Raw genomic sequence first — 17,878 nt, forward strand, 5'->3', positions numbered from 1 at the left:
CATCCTCTGCCCACCACAGGAGGTCATTCCGACATGCTGCTTCCGTTCGCCACCGATCCGTTCACGGCTCCGACCGACCGGGACATGCTCCCCTCGGAACGAAGGGAGTTCGTCCGCACGCACCGCACCTGCGTATTCGGCTACCGGCGCCGCAACGACGGCCCGGCCATGTCGGTCGTGTACTACGTGCCGACCGACAACGACGAGTTGCTCGTGTCGACGCAGGCGGGACGAGGCAAGGGGCGCTTCGTCCAGAGGGACGGCAAGGCCGGTCTCTGCCTCCTCGACGAGCGGTGGCCCTTCACCTACCTCCAGGCGTACGCCGACGCGGTGGTCGAGCGTGACCGCGGCCTCGTGGTCGACGTGATGATCGCGGTCGGCGAGCGCATGTCCGGCGAGCGGTGTGCGACTCGGTGCGGACGCCCGGCCGTTCGTCGAAGCGATGGCGAGAAGGAAGACCGCGTCGTCATCCGCTGCCGGCCCTATGCCACCTACGCGACTCCGCCGCGCCACCTGCCCGGCCATGACCAGGCGGAAGGGCTCACCCACTGGGTGTCGGGCACCGTTCCGTGGGATGCGCCGGACCCGTCCTGATGACGTCCCCGCGCCCGGCAGCCGTTGTACCGGAGGGGGATCTGGTGACCGCAGCTGTACTGCCCCCTCAGTAGTGAGGTTCCTGTCAGGGCATCGAGGCGCAGCGCTTTCCGGGGCCACGGCCGACTGCGGGAGCGCGCGGGTCGTGTTCGTCGCCCCGGACGGGCAGAAGGTGAGCGCGTCCGACCGCAGGACGCCATCGAGAAGGCCGTCACCAAGCCGGCCGACGGCCCTCAGGCCGACAGCGCCGGTGATCCCTTCCGGACCCGGTCGCCGCCGGACTGCCGCTGCTGACGGCGCTCATCGGTGTCGCCGTGAGCCTCTTCCCGATCACAGTCGTGGCCGACATCTTCGGACTGTCGGACCGCTACTCGCGCACCCATCTCCCCAGGTCCGGAGGGGGCCGACCGGACCGGCGGACTCCCGCGCCCCCACTGGTAAAATGGGGGCACGCTTCGACACCGCCGGGGCCCGTACCAAGGGGTACGGGCCCCGGCGCGTTCCGGGCGCCAGATCAGGAAGGTTCCCCATGAACGCGAAGCCGCCGGCCTCTGGGCTCTCCCGCGCCGGCAAGTCCCAGCGGGCGGCAGCGCCGCTGGGTGAACTCCCGACGCCGCAGACGGTGTCCCCGGGCCTGCCGCCGGCCGCGTCCTTCGACGCGCTCGGGCTGCCGCCGGAGCTGGTGAAGACGATGACCGGCCTCGCGGTGACGGAGCCCTTCCCGATCCAGGCCGCGACCCTTCCGAACGCGCTGGCCGGCCGCGATGTCCTCGGCCGCGCGCGGACCGGCTCCGGCAAGACGCTGGCTTTCGGGCTTGCGCTGCTCGTGCGGACGGCAGGCCTGCGAGCGGAGTCGAAGCGGCCGCTCGCCCTGGTCCTGGTGCCGACCCGGGAACTCGCACAGCAGGTGAGCGACGCGCTGGCGCCGTACGCGCAGACGCTGAACGTGCGACTGGCGACGGTGGTCGGCGGGCTGTCGATCAACCGGCAGTCGGCGCTGCTGAAGACCGGCGCCGAGGTGGTGATCGCGACGCCGGGGCGGCTGGCCGATCTGGTGTCGCGCCGGGACTGCTTCCTGAATCAGGTGCGGATCACGGTGCTGGACGAGGCGGACCAGATGTGTGACCTGGGGTTCCTGCCGCAGGTCTCCGACGTTCTGGACCAGGTCCCCTCCGACGGGCAGCGGCTGCTGTTCTCGGCCACGCTCGACCGCAACGTCGACCAGCTGGTGCGGAGCTACCTGCACGACCCGGTTCTCGCCTCGGTCGACCGGCTCGCGGGCTCCGTCACCACGATGGAACACCACGTGCTGAACATCCACGGCGCCGACAAGTACGCGACCGCGACCGAAATCGCCGCGCGCGACGGCCGGGTACTGATGTTCCTGGACACCAAGGCCGGCGTGGACCAGTTCACCCGTCACCTGCGGGCCAGCGGTGTACAGGCGGCCGCCCTGCACAGCGGGAAGTCGCAGCCGCAGCGCACCCACACGCTCGGCCAGTTCAAGGACGGTGAGATCACCGTGCTGGTGGCCACCAACGTCGCGGCGCGGGGCATTCACATCGACGCGCTCGACCTCGTCGTCAATGTCGACCCGCCCGCCGACGCCAAGGACTACCTGCACCGTGGCGGGCGCACGGCGCGCGCCGGGGAGTCCGGGAACGTGGTCACCCTGGTCACCCCCAACCAGCGCCGCGATGTGAACCGGATGATGTCCGAGGCGGGCATCCGGCCGACGGTCACGCAGGTGCGCTCCGGCGAGGAGAAGCTGACCGCCATCACCGGAGCGAAGCGCCCGCCGATCGAGTCGAAGGGCAGCGGAAACGCCCCTTTCCGCGGCCTCGGCACCCGTCCGGGCCGCCCAGCAAAGGAGTCCCGCAAAGCCGCCGAGGCCCGCAAGACCGCGGAAGCCCGCGCGGCGGCCCGGGTACGCAAGGGCCGCTGACGCCGCACCACTCGGTGATCTGCGCGAGCCGGGCGTGCGGGGCGCGGTCGTCCTCGGCGAGGGCGTCCGGCTCCTGACGGGTCTGCGGCGGTCACGCCGACGCGCGTACCACGAGGCGGCCGGGCGCGGGCGCCGGAACTTGATCGTTCTAGCCCTGGCGCACATCCCTGCACAAGGCCGCGAACACGCCACCTCGGGTTGCGTGTCGCGCTCTCCCCTCTCCGTGTTTCTCTTCGGCGGACGGCCGAGGTCTCATCCGCGCTCGCGGAGGTACGCCTCCAGCTCTGCGGCACCGGTCAGCATCGCCCGCCCGCGGGCGGACAGCCGACCGTGCCAGTCACGCAGCGCGGCCTCCAGCGGCTCCAACCCGCCGGCCGCCCGTACCTGGGTGATCAGCGGGGCGATCTGCTCCAGCAGGTAGCCGCCCCGCCTGAGTTGGTGAGCCAGCCGGGCGTCCCGTACGTCGGCCTCGTCGTAGACGCGGTACCCGGTCAGCGGGTCGCGGCGCGGGCGCACCAGCCCGGCGCGCTCCCACTTGCGCAGCGTCGCGGGCCGGATTCCGAGCTCCGCCGCCAGCGGCCCGATGAACGTGCCGCCGGCCCCGGACACCGCGGCCGGCTCGGGCACTGTGCCGCGCTCGGACGCCGTGGTGGGCTGCAGGCCGCGGAGGGCGCTCTCCACGGCCTGGAGCGTCCGCCGATCGTCGAGGAGCTGGGCGTGGCTCTCGTCGATGAGCCGGAATGCCTCATCGACCGTGCCCTGGTTCACGGCCCGCATGATCGACGTCGCCGTCCGGTGACTGTGGCCGGGTACCAGGGCGAGGAACGCGCGCAGTGCCCCCGCGTGCAGCGAGGTGTAGGTGCGGTAGCCGTGGGGTGTGCGACCGGCGGCCGGAAGGATGCCGGCCTCTTCGTAGTTCCTGACCGCCTGCGTGGACAGACCGTGCTCGCGCGCCAGGTCAACCGGCCTGAGCTGCCTGCCGCTTTGAAGGTTTTGCCCCACGAACCCGACCGTATCGCGGAAAAGTTTCAACCGAACGTTCAACGATACCGTTGAAGGCATGGCTACTGACATCAGCGACACCACCCATGCCTTCGAGGCCGCCGCCGTCATGAAGCTGCTTCCGGCCCCGCCTCGGCTGCTCGCCCTCGGCGAGCCCACCCACGGCGAGGACACTCTGCTCGACCTGCGCAACGAACTCTTCCGGCAGCTCGTCGAGCAGGAGGGCTACCGGACGATCGCGATCGAGAGCGACTGCGTGATGGGCCTGGTCGTGGACGACTACGTCACCTCGGGCATGGGCACCCTCGACGAGGTCATGGAGCACGGATTCAGCCACGGGTGTGGGCGCGTCCGCGGCCAACCGCGAGCTCGTGCGCTGGATGCGCGCCTACAACGACGGCCGGCCCACGTCCGAGCGGCTCCGCTTCGCCGGTGCCGACGGCCCGCTGGAGATCACCCACGCCGCGAGCCCCCGGCAGACCCTCACCGCACTCCACGGCTACCTCGCGGCCCACCTGGACGCGGTGCTGCTCCCCTGCACCGCGGAAACACTCGACCGCCTGCTCGGCACCGACGACCGGTGGACCCATCCCGCCGCGATGAGGGACCCGTCCCAGTCCGTGGGGCGGTCGGCCGAGGCCAGTCGGCTGCGGCTGCTCGCCGACGATATGGTGGCGCTGCTCGACGCGCAGACGCCGCACCTGATCAGGGCGACCTCGCGGGACGACTGGGACCGGGCCCGCCTGTACGGGCGTACCGCCGTCGGCCTGCTGCGCTACCACTACTGGATGGCCGACACGTCACCGGCCCGCATGACCCGGCTGTTGGGCCTGCGGGACCAGATGATGGCCGACAACCTCCTCGCCGTCGCCGAACGGGGCCCGGCACTCGTCCACGCCCACAACTCCCATCTCCAGCGGGAGAAGAGCACGATGCGGATGTGGGACCAGCCGCTGCTGGAGTGGTGGAGCGCCGGCGCAATCGTGAGCGCCCACCTGGGCCAGGAGTACGCCTTCCTTGCCACGGCCCTCGGCACGATCCGGCACCAGGGAGTGAACACCCCCTCCCCGGACACCGTCGAAGGTCTCCTGTACGCACTCCCGGAGGACCGCTGCGTCATCGACGCTCCGCGGCTGGCCACCGCCCTCGGCGACACGCGGCCCGCGCCCCGCGTATCCCCCTGGTTCGGCTACGCCCCGTTCGACCCAGCCCACTTGGCGGGCAGCGACGGCCTCGTGTTCGTCAAAGACGTTCCGCAGAGCTAGTACCACGATCAGCAGTCCGGCGTGTCGGGGCGCCTCGGATTGCGCGAGAGGCTTTCCGGCCGTCAACGCGCATACGCCTACGACCGCTCAGCGCCTGCCGCCCCGGGTGCCGGCAAGCTGGTGGCTTCCGCGATGCGATGGGCTCCGGTGACGACTTGAAGTAGCCAGGGGCATCAGCAGGCTCGTTCCGGCTCCCGAGACGGTCAGGCCGGAGCGCCTCCCTTTGTGCAGGTCCCAGCCGGTGCCCCGCCCGGCTGGCGCGGATTGCTGGTCCGGCAGCGGGCGGGCCTGCCCATACGACACCGCGCCCGCCCGGTGTCCGAGCACACATCTCCCGGCGTGACGACCTGCCCGGTCGGGGGCCGCGCGTGCGGCCCTTGATCAGGCCGGGCAGCAGCCGCCCAGTGCCGCCGTCCCAGAAGTCCGTCTCCGATACGAAGTCCTCATGCCCGGCCCGGTCCAGCTCCTCGATGTTGACGCCCACGATCTCCTCCCGCCCGCGCGCAGGTCTCGTGGAGCATCCGCCACAGCGTCTTCTCCCGCAGGGTGGACCTCCCGGCCAACGAGCAGCCGGTCTACGGCGACTTCGAGCGCGCCTGGATCTGGGAGTCCGGCGGCGTGATGCGCTTGGCCCGGTCCGGGCCCGCGGACCGTCGTAGCCGTGCTCGGCGCACCAGCCGGGCGCTCCGCAGGCGATGCGGGTCGTGGTTCCGCACTCGGCGGTCAACAGCACGGAGCCAACTCGCTCAGGACTCGGACCCCGGCTGAACTGTGCCATGCCAGTTCAGTGCTTGGGTCACCTGGTGGTGCGTCTCTTCAGCCACCACACGGGCTTCCGCCACGGCATCCCCGCGTTCACGCACCAAGCTCTCGTAGACCGGCAGGTGATCGTTTTCGGCTGAGTTGGTTTTCACAGGGCTGATCCTTATCAGTGTCGTACTCCGGGCGGCCTGACCGCACCGCGAAATTCTGGGTGCTCTCAAGGCCGGTAATGCGGTCATGCACGGTTGAGCCGCGCGGCGATCCCGTGACCGACGAGCAGATAAAGCACGGCGGGCAGACCGTAATTGAGGAACACTCGAAGGCCCTCTGTGTCCATGGTGAAAATGTCCTGCGACCACCAGGCCAACCAATCGGCCGTTCCGTGCACGAACTCGACGAAGACATTCGCTTCGTTGGCCCCGAGCAGGTGGAGCAGAATCCACAGGCCCAGGAAGCCGGCGGCGATGTCAGCGATCGTGTGGATGGCCAGGGCTGCGCGTCGGGCACCGGCCTGGTCCCGTTGGTAAGGGCGCGGGCCGGTCGGAGGCTGATCGTAGGAGTGGTATCCGGGGACCGGGTTGCTCACTGATTTCCCATCTGGCTCATGATCTTGCAAGCCGGAGTACGGCAATGTCTCGGCGTTCCCCGCGCAACTCGGCACACGGGTACGTGCATGTCTGCGTCATGGGTCCGCCGCCGTGTTACACGCCCCAGAGATATTCAGCATTCGGGCACACGTGCTGCAGATTTCCCACTCAATGTGCGAGCGAGGTGCTCCTCGATGCACCATCGTCGCGCGCGCTCTCGCCCTGCTCTAAGCCAGCCGGGTGGGCGGCTGCCATTCGAGCAGCAGGATCGTCGCATCGTCGCGCAGGTGACTGGACTTCGTGTCCAGGATGGAGTGGATCAGACGCCTCAGCGTTTCGGATGCGAGTTCTCCGGCGGCCGTCGCCCGGATGACGTAGTCGGCGAAGCGTTCGAGGCCGAAGAGGTTGTTGTCGCGGGTGCGCGCCTCGGTGACGCCGTCGGTGTAGAGCAACACCCGGTCGCCCGGTTGCAGGGCGCATTCGTGAATCTGGCGCGGTCGTCCTGCCAAGAGGAACGGCAGTCCCATCGGCGGGTCCGGCTCGCGTTCCAGCGCGTCGACAATCAACTGCTGGTCACGGATGAGAAGGGGCGCGGGGTGACCGCAGTTGGCCCACCGCAGCATCCCGGTGGCAAGGTCCAACTGGGTCAGTACGCCCGTACAGAACTGATCGGGAAGCCACTCGGCGAGCGCCTGGTCCACGAGGTCGACCAGTTCGGGCAGATCCGCGCCGGTGCGCCGGGCGTTGCGGCATGCGGCGAGGGAGACGGCGCTGGTCAGTCCTGAGGCGAGGTTGTGCCCCATGGCGTCCAGGACGGTGGCGTGCAGCGTCGTGTCGGTCAGGGAATGGTCGAAGGCGTCGCCGCCGATCTCGTAGGCAGGCTCGAGTACGGCCGTGGAGATGACGTGCCCGTTGCCGATCGTGCGCGGAGGGAGGAACGCCCGCAGCAGTTCGGCGGGCAGCAGCATGGGTTCGACGCGCGTCCGGCGGACGAAGGAGTCCTTGTACGCCCGTTTGGACGTGATCATCATGCTGAGCAGTGTGCCAAGTGCTCTGCCGCGAGTGAGTGATGCCGCCGTGAGTACGCGGGCGTGCACGGCAAGGACCCCGAGGCGCTCGGCTCCGTCGAGCAGCGGGAACCAGGCCGTCATCCCGTCCGTCCCCGACTCCTCGACCCGTAGTGACTGTGTGCGATAGGTCCAGCCCGCCAGCGAGTCGTCGATCGCCAGGGTGGAGGCGACGTCGGTCAGCGGGACGAGGCTGCGTTGTTGCAGGTCTGCGAGGTACACCACGGCGTGCTGAAGTCCCAGTGCCTTCGTGCAGCGGGCCACCGCGGTGGACAGCTCGAGTGTGGAGTTGACAGGGTCGGCGAGGAATTCCCTGAGCTGCTCGTCGCTGACCTCGGCCGTCACGTCATCACCGCCTAGTGGACTGATCGTCTGGCCCCAGCCTCACACCCGGCGCCGTGATCCGCAGGTCGAGGTCGGCCCACGAAACGAGAGTCGGCGGGCGTCGGCCGGGGGCTCGCCGTATGGGGCTCGACGTGTGGCGCCGGGTTCAGCCCCTGCGTACGTCGACGTCACCATTGACCGTGGTCAGCGTCATGGTGGGGCCGTGGGGAACATCCCGCGTGGGGACGGCGACCGTGGCGCGACCGTTGTCCGTGCCGGCGGTGACCAGGTAGGCAGGGGCGTTGTGCGGGACGGTGACGCCGACCGAGCCATGGGTGGTCGTCGCGGTGACGCTCGACGGGGCGGTGGCGCACGCAAGCATCACATCGCCGTTGGTGGTCGCCGCGTACAGCCGACGCGTGTCGAGGGCCGTCGCGCGCACCGAGCCGTTGCGGGTGGACAGCCGTACCGCGGCATCGTCACCTCCGGAGCGGGTGACCGTCACGTCGCCGTTGAGGGTCGTCAAGTCCAACGCGGCAGCGATGCCCGCGGCGTCGATGCCCGCGTTGCGGGCACTGACCGTGACGCTCACGCCGACCGGGACCTTGACGTAGGGCATGCGGGGACACGTTCCCCCGCTCCGGGCCCCGTCCGCACACGAAAGGTCGAGGATCCATGTGCCGTCGCGGTGCGACCAGTCGGCATCGGCACGGTCGTCAACGATGGCCCGGTGGCCGTCGGCGGGGCGCAACAGCAGCCCGTTGTCGGTCGTGACGACCAGGTGACGACCGGAGGCCCCAAGGGCGGGTCCCGCCGCGACCGAGCCGTTGGACGCCCCGCCCCCATGGTCACCGCACGACACGGCGACGGGAAGAACCGTCAGCACAACGGTCACGAGCAGCACCCGCCTTGTCGGTATCGCCTTCATGCCGCTACGAATGCCCCGACCCGGCACCGTCATGGCCACGCCACCGGTCAGTGCCGAAGCCGGCCGCCGGCCCCACGCCCGGGCGAAATCCAGGCGCGGCGCAACGGGCTCCCGCAGTACGGTCTGGCGATGGACGATCAGGACGGTTACTTCGGAGAACGGGTCGCGGCGGCCTACGACGAGTCGTCAGCGGACATGTTCGACCCGAGAGTCGTAGACACGACGGTCGGCTTTCTGGCGGGCCTGGCCGGCGGCGGCCGGGCCCTTGAGCTGGGCATCGGGACGGGACGCATCGCCTTGCCGCTGGCGCGTCACGGAGTCCCGGTCCACGGCATCGATCTGTCACGGGCGATGGTTGCCCGGCTGCGTGCCAAACCAGGCGGTGACGCGATCGGCGTCACGATCGGCGACTTCGCGACGACCAGGGTGGACGGGACGTTCTCCGTCGCCTACCTGCTCTTCAACACGATCATGAATCTGACGACGCAGGCGGCCCAGGTGGCCTGTTTCCGCAACGCCGCGGCTCACCTGGAACCCGGGGGCTGTTTCGTCATCGAGGTCATGATCCCCGAACTGCGTAAGCTCCCGGCGGGGCAGAACGTCGTGCCGTTCCATGTGAGCCCGACGCGGTGGGCGTTCGACGTCTACGACGTCGCCACCCAGGCGACGAGTTCGAACTACGTCGAAGTCGTCGACGGCCGCGGTGAGTACCGGTCGATCCCCTTCCGGTATGTGTGGCCGTCCGAACTCGACCTGATGGCCCAGCTCGCCGGGCTGCGACTGCGCGAGCGGTGGGAGGGATGGACGCGGGAACCCTTCAGCAGCGAGAGCGGTCGGCACGTCTCGGTCTGGGAGAAACCCGCCGACTGACCCGACTGACCGGCCTTGCTCACCCGTCGTACGGTCAGCGAGTGGCGAGGAGTTCGAGTGTGTCGATCACACGGTTCGAGAAGCCCCACTCGTTGTCGTACCAGGCGACCACCTTCACGTGGCGGCCGTCGACGCGGGTCAGGGCCGAGTCGAAGATCGCCGAGGCCGGATTGCCCGTGATGTCGGAGGAGACGAGCGGGAAGTCCGAGTACTCGAGGATGCCCGCGAGCGGCCCCTGTGCCGCGGACAGGTACGCCGCCAGCACGTCGTCGCGTGTGACGTCGCGGGCGACGGTCGTGTTGAGCTCGACGATGGAACCCACCGGAACCGGTACCCGGATCGAGTCGCCCGACAGCTTGCCGTCCAGGTTCGGAAGTACATGGCCGATCGCCTTGGCGGCGCCGGTCGTCGTCGGCACGATGTTGACGGCGGCGGCCCTGGCACGACGGGCGTCGCGGTGCGGACCGTCCTGCAGGTTCTGCTCCTGCGTGTAGGCGTGCACCGTCGTCATGAAGCCGTGCTCGATACCGGCGAGTTCGTCGAGCACCGCGGCCAGCGGTGCGAGCGCGTTGGTCGTGCACGAGGCGTTCGAGACGATCGTGTGGACGGCCGGGTCGTACGCGTCCGTGTTGACCCCGAACGCCAGCGTGACATCGGCGCCGTCCGAGGGCGCGCTGACGAGCACCTTCTTCGCACCCGCGTCGAGGTGGGCGCGGGCAGCCTTGGCCGACGTGAAGCGGCCGGTCGCCTCGAGGACGATGTCGACACCGAGTTCGGCCCATGGCAGCTGCGCCGGTTCGCGCTCGGCGAGCACCGTGATGCGACGGCCGTCGACGACGAGAGCGTCCCCGTCGACGGTCACCGGACGACCGAGCCGGCCGGCCGTGGTGTCGTAGGCGAGCAGCCGCGCGAGAGTGGCGGGCTCCGTGAGGTCGTTGACGGCGACGACCTCGAGGTCGCTGTCGCTTTCGAGCAGTGCGCGCAGCACATTGCGCCCGATGCGGCCGAATCCGTTGACGGCGATGCGAGTCATGAATGATCTCCCTTCGGTTCCCCACCAGGTTCGCTCGCGGCTTCCGCCCCTGACAGTGGCGCGATCGCCACGGTTCGCAAGGATCACGCCAGTGGCAGGGCTACTCGCCCGGGGCGAAGGTGCGCCGGTACTCACTCGGTGTGGTGCCGAGGATGCGCTGGAAGTGCAGCCGCAGATTCGCACCGGTGCCGAGGCCGACCTCAGCGGCGATCTGCTCGACGCTGCGCTGCGAACGCTCCAGCAGCTCGCGGGCCAGGTCGATGCGTGCGCGCATGACCCACTGCATCGGCGTGTAGCCGGTCTCTTCGACGAAGCGACGCGAGAACGTGCGCGGCGAGACCGCGGCCTGCCGCGCCAGTATCTCGAGCGTGAGGGGCTCGCCAAGCCGGTGCAGCGCCCACTCGCGGGTGGCCCCGAAGCGCTCGCCGAGCGGCTCGGGCACGCTGCGCGGCACATACTGCGCCTGACCGCCGCTGCGGTAAGGAGCCGCGACCAGGCGCCGGGCCGCGTGGTTCGACACGGCCACCCCGAGGTCGCCGCGCAGAATGTGCAGGCACAGGTCGATGCCCGAGGCGGCGCCGGCCGACGTGAGCACGCTGCCCTCGTCGATGAACAGAACATTCTCGTCGACCTGGACGAGCGGATGCTTCGCCCGGAGTGCCCGTGTGTAATGCCAGTGCGTCGTGGCGCGCTTGCCGTCGAGCAGGCCCGTCGCGGCGAGCGCGAAGGCGCCCGTCGAGATGGCGGCGAGCCGTGTGCCCCGCTCATGGGCGGCGACCAGCGCATCGACCACAACCTGCGGCGGATCGTCGCGGTCCGGGAACCGGTAGCCGGGGATGAACACGATGTCGGCCCACGCAAGCGCGTCGAGGCCGTGGGCGACGTGGTAGGAAAGGCCGTCGCCGCCGGTCACGAGACCAGGTGCCGCGCCGCACAGCCGCACTTCGTACGGCATGCTCGCGCGCGTGGTGAACACCTGGGCGGGGATGCCGACATCGAGCGGCTTCGCGCCTTCCAGCACGAGAACGGCGACGCGACGGAGGCGTGAGGCTGACACGGGCACAGGGTACGCAGGGGTGAGGGCTGAGCCCTCAAAAGAGTACCTTCGAGGTCAGGCATTGCGTGGGGTTACCAGGCCGGATTCGTAGGCCAGGACCACGAGTTGGGCACGGTCACGGGCGTGGAGCTTGGCCATGGCCCGGTTGATGTGGGTCTTCGCGGTCGTCGGGCTGATCACCATGCGGTCGGCGATCTGGTCGTTGGACAGGCCCTGCGCGACCAGGGCGACGGCCTCGCGTTCGCGGTTGGTCAGCTCTTTCAGTCCCGCGCCGGCGTCGGTGTGGAGCGGCTGGGTGACGTACCGGTTGATCAGCTTGCGGGTGATCGACGGTGCGAGCAGGGCGTCACCGCGCGCGGCGACGCGTACGGCATGGAGGAAGTCCTCCGGCACGATGTCTTTGACGAGGAACCCGGCCGCGCCGGCGCGCAGTGCGTCGAAGACGTATTCGTCGAAGCCGTAGTTGGTCAGGATGACGACGTGCACCCCGGTCAGGGCCGGGTCGGCGGCGATGCGCCGGGTCGCCTCGATGCCGTCGACGACCGGCATCTCGATGTCGATGAGCACGATGTCGGGCAGGTGTTCCTTGGTGAGGGCCAGGGCCTCCTCACCGTCGGCGGCCTCGGCCACCACCTCGATGTCGTCCTCGAGGTCGAGGAGCGCGCGGAATCCGCTGCGCAGGAGCGGTTGGTCGTCGACCAGCAGGACTCGGATCATGACGTCCGGTCCACGGGGAGTTCGGCCTGGACGGTGAAGCCGCCCTCGCCACGCGGCTCCGCTCGCAGCCGACCGCCGAGGGCGGTGACTCGTTCGCGCATCCCGAGCAGCCCGACACCAGGCACCGGGGCGGTGTCCGGTGTGGCCATGCCGTCGTCGTCGACGCGTATCGCGAGGGCGTCCGGACGGCAGTCGATCCGGACCGACGCGGTAGCGGCGCCGGCGTGCCGGGCGATGTTGGTGAGCGACTCCTGGACGATCCGGTAGGCGGTCCGGTCCACCGCGGCCGGCACGGCGTGCCGCTGTCCTTCGATCGTCAAGGTCGCGTCCAGGCCGATCCCACGCGCCCGCTCCACCAGTTCCGGGACATGGTCGAGCCCGCGCGGCGGGGTCGTGTCGTCGTCGCGCAGTGCTCCCAGGGTCGCGCGCAGCTCCCGGGTCGCCTCACGCCCGGCCGCCTGGATCGCCAGCAGGGCCTGCGGCACCTCTTCGCCGCGCTTGCGGGCCACGTGGACGGCGACTTCGGCCTGCACCTTGATGACCGAGATCTGGTGGGTGAGCGAATCGTGCAACTCCCGCGCCATGTGCAGCCGCTCCTCGTCGGCGCGGCGCCGTGCGGTCTCCTCCCGGGTGCGCTCGGCTTCGTCCGCCCGCCGCTCGGCCTGTCGCAGTGCTTCGCCCGCGGCGCCGGCCGCGATCAGCCAGGCCAGTTCGAGGGCGCCTCGGGCCTGCGCGAACGCCTCGCTCGCATCGTGCAGGGAGACCAGGGCCGCGAGCGGGAGAGCGGCCAGCATGGTCACGCTCGCCGCCACCGTGAGGGTGCGGTGTCCCGCCCGTACGGCCGCGTACACCGCGAAGAGGTACGCGACGGCGGGCACGTCGAAGCCGGCCGCCTGATAACCCACCGCGCACAGCCCGGTGACGGCCAGGACGGGCACCGGGGCTCGGCGGCGCGCGGCCAGCGCCAGGCCGCCGGCCACCAGCAGCGCGTAGCCGAGCAGGTCGAGGCCCGTCGCGGAGTGCTGCCCGGACAGCCCGGTGACCAGCAGCGTCGCCGCTACGCCGACGGCGATCGCCCAGTCTCTGACGCCGGCCGGAACACCGGACCGTCCTGTCCTCATGCGCGCACCCTAGCCGGATGCCGCCACTGGCGAGTCCCGCTCGCGGACGAGCGGCCGACTACCGCGTACGCAGTACTTTCACGGCGCCTGCGGCGTACGCGGCAACCGGGTGCGTCCTCGGCGGCAGCGTGAAGTGTCTCCGTCTGCCGGACGACCGGCGGCCCGTCCGGCGACATGCTCGAGCCACCTCCGAACCTCGGAGACGAGACGTACGAAACGAGACGTACGAAACGAGACGTACGAAAGAGGAGAGGGACATGAGCCCATCAGGAGCCCTGACGTCAGTCGGACTGGTGATGGCCGCGCCGGCGGCCGCGAGCATGTCGGTCCAACCGGTCGCCGCCGGTCTCTACGCCATGAGTGCCGGGCGACTCGGGGCCTCCTCGGCCGCCGTGCTGGGGCTGATCGGCGTGGTCATCGGCGGACTGGCACTGGCCCGCCCCGCCGGTCGTTTCGGCACCGGCTCCGGCTCCCGCTCCGGCTCCGGCTCCGGGCGGCTCGGAACCACCGTGGCGCTGGCGGCCGGACTGATCGCCATGGCCCTCGGTGGGCTGGTCGTGGCCACCTCCGACGGTGGTATCGGCACCGGCAACGGGCTGGGCGGGGCCATCGTCGCCCTGGTGGTGGGGCTGATCGCGCTGGTTCTCGGCGGGCTGGCCCTGGCCCGCTCCCGCCGCACCGTCTGACCGCGAGGTGCTCATCCAGGTGGGCCAGGGCCGGCGACGCGAAGGTCGAGGAGCTGTTGGGTGTGCCCTGGTACGTGGTCCGTGGCGAGGCCATTGATGAGGGCCGCGAGCGGAATCGGCTGGTCCAGCACCAGGGCCCCGTTGGACTGGAGGAACGTCGGAACCAGAACCGAGGCGGCTTCCTCGTCGAGTTGATCGGCGATGTCGCACAGGACGGTGGCCTGGTTGCGGACGTGGCTCAACAGGTCCGCCCTGCCCGAGTGCTCGGCGATGATCCGGTCGAGATTCCAGGGGTCGAGGGAGACCCGGTTGTCGAAGGCGGGGCGCGAGCCGGCGACGACGGCGAGGGCGACCGCTGCGGTCCCGGCGTCGACGCTGAGGACATGGGCCAGAATCTGGTCGGCGTTCCATCCTCCGTCGTCCGCGTCGTCCGCGTCGCCGAGGTCGGGGCCGGCTGCCACGTCGAGCAGCCTGTCGTAGGCGCCGCGCAGTGCTGTCGTGTCCACAGCGTGGTTCCCTTCAGTCGGGTCGGGTCGGGTCGGGTCGGGTCGGGTCAGTCGGGTGGTGTCGAGCGCGAGTCCCGCTCCGCTGCCTCGGCGACGCGCTTGATGTTCGCCAGGCGCCGGTCCCAGTCGGCCGCGAGTGAGGCCATCCACCGGGCCGTCGCGTCCAGTGCCGCGGGCCGTACCGCGTAGCGCATCTCGCGTCCGACCGGGCTGCCGGAGACCAGGCCGGCGGCGTCCAGGACGGCGAGGTGCTTGACCACTGCCTGCCGGGAGACGGGGAGTGGTTCGGCGAGCGTCGTCGCGGTGGCCTCGCCCCGTGCGGCGAGCAGGTCGAGCAGTCGGCGTCGGGTCGGGTCCGCCAGCGCGGCGAGGACGCTGTCCACCGCCTCGCCGGCGGCGGCGCGTTCGTCTGTCACGCGGAGGGCTGTTCGGCGCGCGTCTTGAGCGCGTCGAGCTCCAGCGGCCAGCCCGCGGTGTGGTCCTTCAGGTTCTGGCTGCGCAGTTCCTCGGACCCGGCCAGTGCCGCGAAGCCGCTCTCGACGACGCGCAGCCGGGTGCCTTCGCCTTCCTCGGTCAGCGTGAACTCCACGAGGGTGCTGTTGTCCTCGCGCAGTTCCTCCCCGGGGAAGGCGCTGGTCCAGCGGTACGCCAGGTAGGTGGGCGGCTCGACCTTCTCCACACGCACCGGGAAGTCGCCGTGCTCCGCGTTCTTCGCCACCATCGACTCGCCTTCCCTGGCCACGGTGCCGGGCAGGCTCGCCTTGTCGGCCACCCAGAACCCGGGCTGGGCCACCAGCGACCAGACCCGCTCCAGGGGTGCCGCGATCAGGGTCTCGCGCTCGATCCGGTCCTCGCTCATGAGCTGACTCCATTCGTTGCCGTCGTTGTGTGCAACTCCAGAGTTGCACGTCGCCACCCCAGGTGCAACCCGCGAGTTGCACTCTGATCGAACAGTGGTGGCCACGCAGCAGTAACCCCGTCGTCCCCCGGCGTGCCGGGATCATCCCGCTCGGTCACCGTAGGCCGCCCTGCTGGCCTCGATCTCCGCGATGTGCTCGATCGCCCAGCCGGCGAGCCCGAGCGCCGGCGGTATGAGGCTCCGCCCGGTGGGAGTCAGGCCGTACTCGACTCGCGGCGGGACCTCGGCGTACGCCGTCCGGGACACGAGGCCGTCGCGCTCCAGGTTCCGGAGTGTCCGCGTCAGCACCCGCTGCGAGATCCCCGGTATCTGCCGGTGCACGTCGGTGAAGCACAGGCGTCCCTGGCGGCGAGGCCCGGCAGATCGGCCCCAACATCACCCTGCTGGTGACCGCCGCCGCGGCGGCCTGGCTGGGGACCACCTGGCTCTGGCCTACCCGCCGATGCCCCGGTCCCCGCCGGGCGGTGCCGTACCTGGTGTACGCACTGTGGACGGGGCGCCCGGGCCAGGGGGCTCAGCCGCTGCTCTTCTGCCGTGCCGCACGGTCTAGTTCGCGGGTGAGCGCGTCTTCGCCCCGGCCGATCAGGGACTTCTCCAGGCTGTGGTCGTCGTGCCGTGAGATCCGCTCGCCCTCGGCGAAGCCGTCGGTGTCCAGGACGTCCCCGCACCACTCCCCACGGCCCACGACCTGGTCGTCGAACGGTACGACCGCGCCCTCACCGAGGGCCACCCAGCGGTCGTCCTGCCACCGCAGGGCGAGGATGTAGGTATGGCCGGGGACGACCCGCGGGGCGTCTCCCACGAGGTCGTCGACGCGGGTACTGCCGTCGGACCGGAGGATCTTCCAGCCGGGGGCGATGTAGTCGACGGCGGCGCCGACGTTGGGGTGCGAACGGGTGGGAGAGGTGAACGGGAGGGATTCTCGGGTCAGTTCGACGGTGCGCTCGAGCTGATAGAGGTAAGCACCGGCGGCCAACTCCCTGCGACCGCTCTCCCGTTCCCGCACGGCGCGTCCCACGATCACGACGTCGGCGTGGTCGACCCAGTCCCGTGCGGTTTCGGACGGATACCGATCGACGGGGAACCCGCAGCCGTTGACGGTGTCGAAGGCCGGCCAGCCGGTCAGTACGCCGGCGACGACGCCGACCGCGGCGAGAACCGCGACGACGGGGCGGCCCGGTGCAACGAGTAAGGGACGTCTGGGGCTTGTGAGGTCTCTGGGCATCCGTTGATCTTGGTCCGGCGGTGATCCGTCCGGCGTGGTGGAAGCCACACCTCCGGCCACAGTCGTGTCACAGACGGAACAGGCCGGCAGGAAGGCCGGCAGGAGGCACGAGCCGGACCTGGCCGACCAGGCAGCTGACGCCCGGCTCCCCCGTCTTCAAGAGGCGGGGATGCCTGACCTTCAGCGTGGTGCCGTCCCGTGCCGCAGGGAGTCTCGGGCGGAGTCGGCCAGGGCCGCGATCAGGGGCGAACGCCCGGCGGCCTGCCAGGCGAGCACGATCTGCCCCGGCGGGATGTCGCCGACCGGAACGTACGCGATGTCGTCACGCGCGTAGCCTGCGGCGACCGGGGCGGGCAGGAAGACCACGCCGCGCCCGGCTCGGACGTACTCCACGATCTCTTCCATGTCGTGGACGACGGGTCCCTGCCGTGGCCGGGAGCCGTCGGGACGTGGGTCCACGGTCCAGAAGGCGTTCCACGCGGGCGTGGCCTCGGCACGCCCGTCGGAGGGCAGTTCCTCTACGACTCGTGCGGACACTGCGACTACTGCGTCCGCGGCGAGCAGATCCTGTGCACGCGCAAGCGGATCACCGGGATCGTCGCGGACGGCGGCTACGCCGCCTACGCCGTCCTCAAGGCCGACTACGTCACTCCCCTGCCCGCCGGGCTCGACCCGGTGGCCGCCGCTCCCCTGATGTGCGCAGGCCTCACCGCCTTCAACGGTCTGCGCAAGGGAGGCGCGACGGCCGGCTCGCGCGTCGCGGTCATCGGCGCCGGCGGCATCGGGACCCTGGCCATCCGTTACGCGGTGGCCATGGGGGCACGGGTCGCGGTCGTCGGCCGTACCCGCCGCGGCGAGGACCAGGCCAAGGAGCTCGGCGCCGAGATCTTCGTGGCCAGCGAGGAGACCGACCCCGCGAGCGCGCTCAAGGCGTGGGACGGCGGCGCGGATCTCGGGCTGAACGCCGCCCCGTCCACCGCGGCCGCGGCGGCCACCCTGGGCGGGCTGGCTCCCGACGGCACGCTGCTGCTGTGCGGCTACGGCTCCGATCCTCTGGTCCTGCCCGCCCAGCCGATGGTCCTGAACCGGCTGCGGGTCATGGCTTCCCCGTCCGGCTCCCCGCACGACCTGCGCGACACGCTCGCCTTCTCCGCGGCCCACAACATCCTGCCCGACGTCACCCCGATCAGCCTCGACCAGGCGCCGGCCGCCCTGGACGCCATGGCCGCGGGCCGGGGCGGCGGACGGTCCGTCATCTCCTTCGGCTGAT

20 protein-coding genes and 1 pseudogene are annotated in these 17,878 nt (G+C 70.6%); 6 read left to right on the plus strand and 15 right to left on the minus strand.

The window, feature by feature from the left end:
* Positions 1-33: 33 nt before the first annotated feature.
* Together AC5P09_RS14565 and AC5P09_RS14570 are read left to right on the plus strand one after the other, a co-directional pair.
* The gene (locus AC5P09_RS14565) at positions 34-594 is read left to right on the plus strand and encodes a pyridoxamine 5'-phosphate oxidase family protein (RefSeq protein WP_493874286.1); all 561 of its coding nucleotides are present in this window, start codon (positions 34-36) and stop codon (positions 592-594) included.
* A 529-nt stretch (positions 595-1,123) separates the two neighbouring features.
* Positions 1,124-2,539, plus strand: coding sequence for a DEAD/DEAH box helicase (locus AC5P09_RS14570; protein WP_493874287.1), 1,416 nt, complete (start codon positions 1,124-1,126; stop codon positions 2,537-2,539).
* 252 nt (positions 2,540-2,791) lie between these two features.
* Here AC5P09_RS14570 and AC5P09_RS14575 read toward each other — a convergent pair whose 3' ends face one another.
* On the minus strand, positions 2,792-3,541 hold the full coding sequence (locus tag AC5P09_RS14575; protein ID WP_493874288.1) for a TioE family transcriptional regulator: 750 nt from the start codon (positions 3,539-3,541) through the stop codon (positions 2,792-2,794).
* A gap of 58 nt (positions 3,542-3,599) precedes the next feature.
* On the opposite strand from AC5P09_RS14575, the pseudogene AC5P09_RS14580 reads away from it, so the two are divergent.
* Positions 3,600-4,806: pseudogene (locus AC5P09_RS14580) on the plus strand (erythromycin esterase family protein).
* 746 nt (positions 4,807-5,552) lie between these two features.
* Here the strand turns inward: AC5P09_RS14580 and AC5P09_RS14585 are convergent.
* From AC5P09_RS14585 to AC5P09_RS14600, 4 genes are all read right to left on the minus strand, one after another.
* Positions 5,553-5,720, minus strand: a complete 168-nt coding sequence (locus AC5P09_RS14585; RefSeq protein ID WP_493874289.1) for a hypothetical protein — start codon at positions 5,718-5,720, stop codon at positions 5,553-5,555.
* A gap of 83 nt (positions 5,721-5,803) precedes the next feature.
* Positions 5,804-6,154, minus strand: coding sequence for a hypothetical protein (locus AC5P09_RS14590; protein ID WP_493874290.1), 351 nt, complete (start codon positions 6,152-6,154; stop codon positions 5,804-5,806).
* Between the two features lie 228 nt (positions 6,155-6,382).
* Complete coding sequence (locus AC5P09_RS14595; protein ID WP_493874396.1) at positions 6,383-7,591, minus strand: PP2C family protein-serine/threonine phosphatase; 1,209 nt, start codon at positions 7,589-7,591, stop codon at positions 6,383-6,385.
* A gap of 121 nt (positions 7,592-7,712) precedes the next feature.
* Entirely contained in the window at positions 7,713-8,441 is a 729-nt protein-coding gene (locus AC5P09_RS14600) for a DUF4097 family beta strand repeat-containing protein (protein WP_493874291.1), read from the minus strand.
* A gap of 162 nt (positions 8,442-8,603) precedes the next feature.
* Here AC5P09_RS14600 and AC5P09_RS14605 point away from each other — a divergent pair, with 162 nt between their 5' ends.
* The gene (locus AC5P09_RS14605) at positions 8,604-9,344 is read left to right on the plus strand and encodes a class I SAM-dependent DNA methyltransferase (protein WP_493874292.1); all 741 of its coding nucleotides are present in this window, start codon (positions 8,604-8,606) and stop codon (positions 9,342-9,344) included.
* Positions 9,345-9,378: 34 nt separating this feature from the next.
* Here AC5P09_RS14605 and gap read toward each other — a convergent pair whose 3' ends face one another.
* The 4 genes from gap to AC5P09_RS14625 form a co-directional block, all read right to left on the minus strand.
* Positions 9,379-10,377, minus strand: a complete 999-nt coding sequence (gap, locus tag AC5P09_RS14610) for a type I glyceraldehyde-3-phosphate dehydrogenase (RefSeq protein WP_493874293.1) — start codon at positions 10,375-10,377, stop codon at positions 9,379-9,381.
* Between the two features lie 100 nt (positions 10,378-10,477).
* The gene (locus AC5P09_RS14615; RefSeq protein ID WP_493874294.1) at positions 10,478-11,434 is read right to left on the minus strand and encodes a GlxA family transcriptional regulator; all 957 of its coding nucleotides are present in this window, start codon (positions 11,432-11,434) and stop codon (positions 10,478-10,480) included.
* Between the two features lie 54 nt (positions 11,435-11,488).
* Positions 11,489-12,151, minus strand: a complete 663-nt coding sequence (locus tag AC5P09_RS14620; protein WP_493874295.1) for a response regulator — start codon at positions 12,149-12,151, stop codon at positions 11,489-11,491.
* Positions 12,148-13,272 carry a sensor histidine kinase gene (locus AC5P09_RS14625; RefSeq protein ID WP_493874296.1) on the minus strand — a complete coding sequence of 375 codons (1,125 nt, stop codon included), beginning with the start codon at positions 13,270-13,272 and terminating at the stop codon, positions 12,148-12,150. The genes AC5P09_RS14620 and AC5P09_RS14625 overlap by 4 nt, the downstream gene beginning before the upstream one ends.
* 257 nt (positions 13,273-13,529) lie before the next feature.
* Here AC5P09_RS14625 and AC5P09_RS14630 point away from each other — a divergent pair, with 257 nt between their 5' ends.
* Positions 13,530-13,958 carry a DUF6223 family protein gene (locus AC5P09_RS14630; protein ID WP_493874297.1) on the plus strand — a complete coding sequence of 143 codons (429 nt, stop codon included), beginning with the start codon at positions 13,530-13,532 and terminating at the stop codon, positions 13,956-13,958.
* A gap of 11 nt (positions 13,959-13,969) precedes the next feature.
* On the opposite strand, the gene AC5P09_RS14635 is transcribed toward AC5P09_RS14630, so the two are convergent.
* The 6 genes from AC5P09_RS14635 to AC5P09_RS14660 form a co-directional block, all read right to left on the minus strand.
* Positions 13,970-14,464 carry a hypothetical protein gene (locus AC5P09_RS14635; RefSeq protein ID WP_493874298.1) on the minus strand — a complete coding sequence of 165 codons (495 nt, stop codon included), beginning with the start codon at positions 14,462-14,464 and terminating at the stop codon, positions 13,970-13,972.
* A gap of 47 nt (positions 14,465-14,511) precedes the next feature.
* Entirely contained in the window at positions 14,512-14,880 is a 369-nt protein-coding gene (locus tag AC5P09_RS14640; RefSeq protein ID WP_493874299.1) for an ArsR/SmtB family transcription factor, read from the minus strand.
* The gene (locus AC5P09_RS14645; protein WP_493874300.1) at positions 14,877-15,323 is read right to left on the minus strand and encodes an SRPBCC domain-containing protein; all 447 of its coding nucleotides are present in this window, start codon (positions 15,321-15,323) and stop codon (positions 14,877-14,879) included. Before AC5P09_RS14645 ends, AC5P09_RS14640 begins: the two co-directional genes overlap by 4 nt.
* Positions 15,324-15,464: 141 nt before the next feature.
* A complete protein-coding gene (locus AC5P09_RS14650) occupies positions 15,465-15,719 on the minus strand; it encodes a winged helix-turn-helix transcriptional regulator (RefSeq protein WP_493874397.1) in 255 nt (84 codons plus the stop codon).
* A 178-nt stretch (positions 15,720-15,897) separates the two neighbouring features.
* Complete coding sequence (locus tag AC5P09_RS14655; protein WP_493874301.1) at positions 15,898-16,608, minus strand: hypothetical protein; 711 nt, start codon at positions 16,606-16,608, stop codon at positions 15,898-15,900.
* Between the two features lie 180 nt (positions 16,609-16,788).
* A complete protein-coding gene (locus tag AC5P09_RS14660) occupies positions 16,789-17,013 on the minus strand; it encodes a LysR substrate-binding domain-containing protein (protein ID WP_493874302.1) in 225 nt (74 codons plus the stop codon).
* A gap of 3 nt (positions 17,014-17,016) precedes the next feature.
* Between AC5P09_RS14660 and AC5P09_RS14665 the strand changes: the two genes are divergently transcribed.
* Positions 17,017-17,877, plus strand: coding sequence for an alcohol dehydrogenase catalytic domain-containing protein (locus AC5P09_RS14665; RefSeq protein WP_493874303.1), 861 nt, complete (start codon positions 17,017-17,019; stop codon positions 17,875-17,877).
* The last annotated feature ends 1 nt before the right edge of the window (position 17,878 follow it).

The sequence above is a fragment of the Streptomyces sp. a15 genome (assembly GCF_059026085.1).

Bases quoted from the DNA above. Each gene is read 5' to 3' on its own strand.
- AC5P09_RS14565 (WP_493874286.1), top strand. From the start codon at position 34: ATGCTGCTTCCGTTCGCCACCGATCCGTTCACGGCTCCGACCGACCGG.
- AC5P09_RS14570 (WP_493874287.1), top strand. From the start codon at position 1,124: ATGAACGCGAAGCCGCCGGCCTCTGGGCTCTCCCGCGCCGGCAAGTCC.
- AC5P09_RS14605 (WP_493874292.1), top strand. From the start codon at position 8,604: ATGGACGATCAGGACGGTTACTTCGGAGAACGGGTCGCGGCGGCCTAC.
- gap (WP_493874293.1), bottom strand. From the start codon at position 10,377: ATGACTCGCATCGCCGTCAACGGATTCGGCCGCATCGGGCGCAATGTG.
- AC5P09_RS14620 (WP_493874295.1), bottom strand. From the start codon at position 12,151: ATGATCCGAGTCCTGCTGGTCGACGACCAACCGCTCCTGCGCAGCGGA.
- AC5P09_RS14625 (WP_493874296.1), bottom strand. From the start codon at position 13,272: ATGAGGACAGGACGGTCCGGTGTTCCGGCCGGCGTCAGAGACTGGGCG.
- AC5P09_RS14630 (WP_493874297.1), top strand. From the start codon at position 13,530: ATGAGCCCATCAGGAGCCCTGACGTCAGTCGGACTGGTGATGGCCGCG.
- AC5P09_RS14645 (WP_493874300.1), bottom strand. From the start codon at position 15,323: ATGAGCGAGGACCGGATCGAGCGCGAGACCCTGATCGCGGCACCCCTG.
- AC5P09_RS14655 (WP_493874301.1), bottom strand. From the start codon at position 16,608: ATGCCCAGAGACCTCACAAGCCCCAGACGTCCCTTACTCGTTGCACCG.
- AC5P09_RS14660 (WP_493874302.1), bottom strand. From the start codon at position 17,013: ATGGAAGAGATCGTGGAGTACGTCCGAGCCGGGCGCGGCGTGGTCTTC.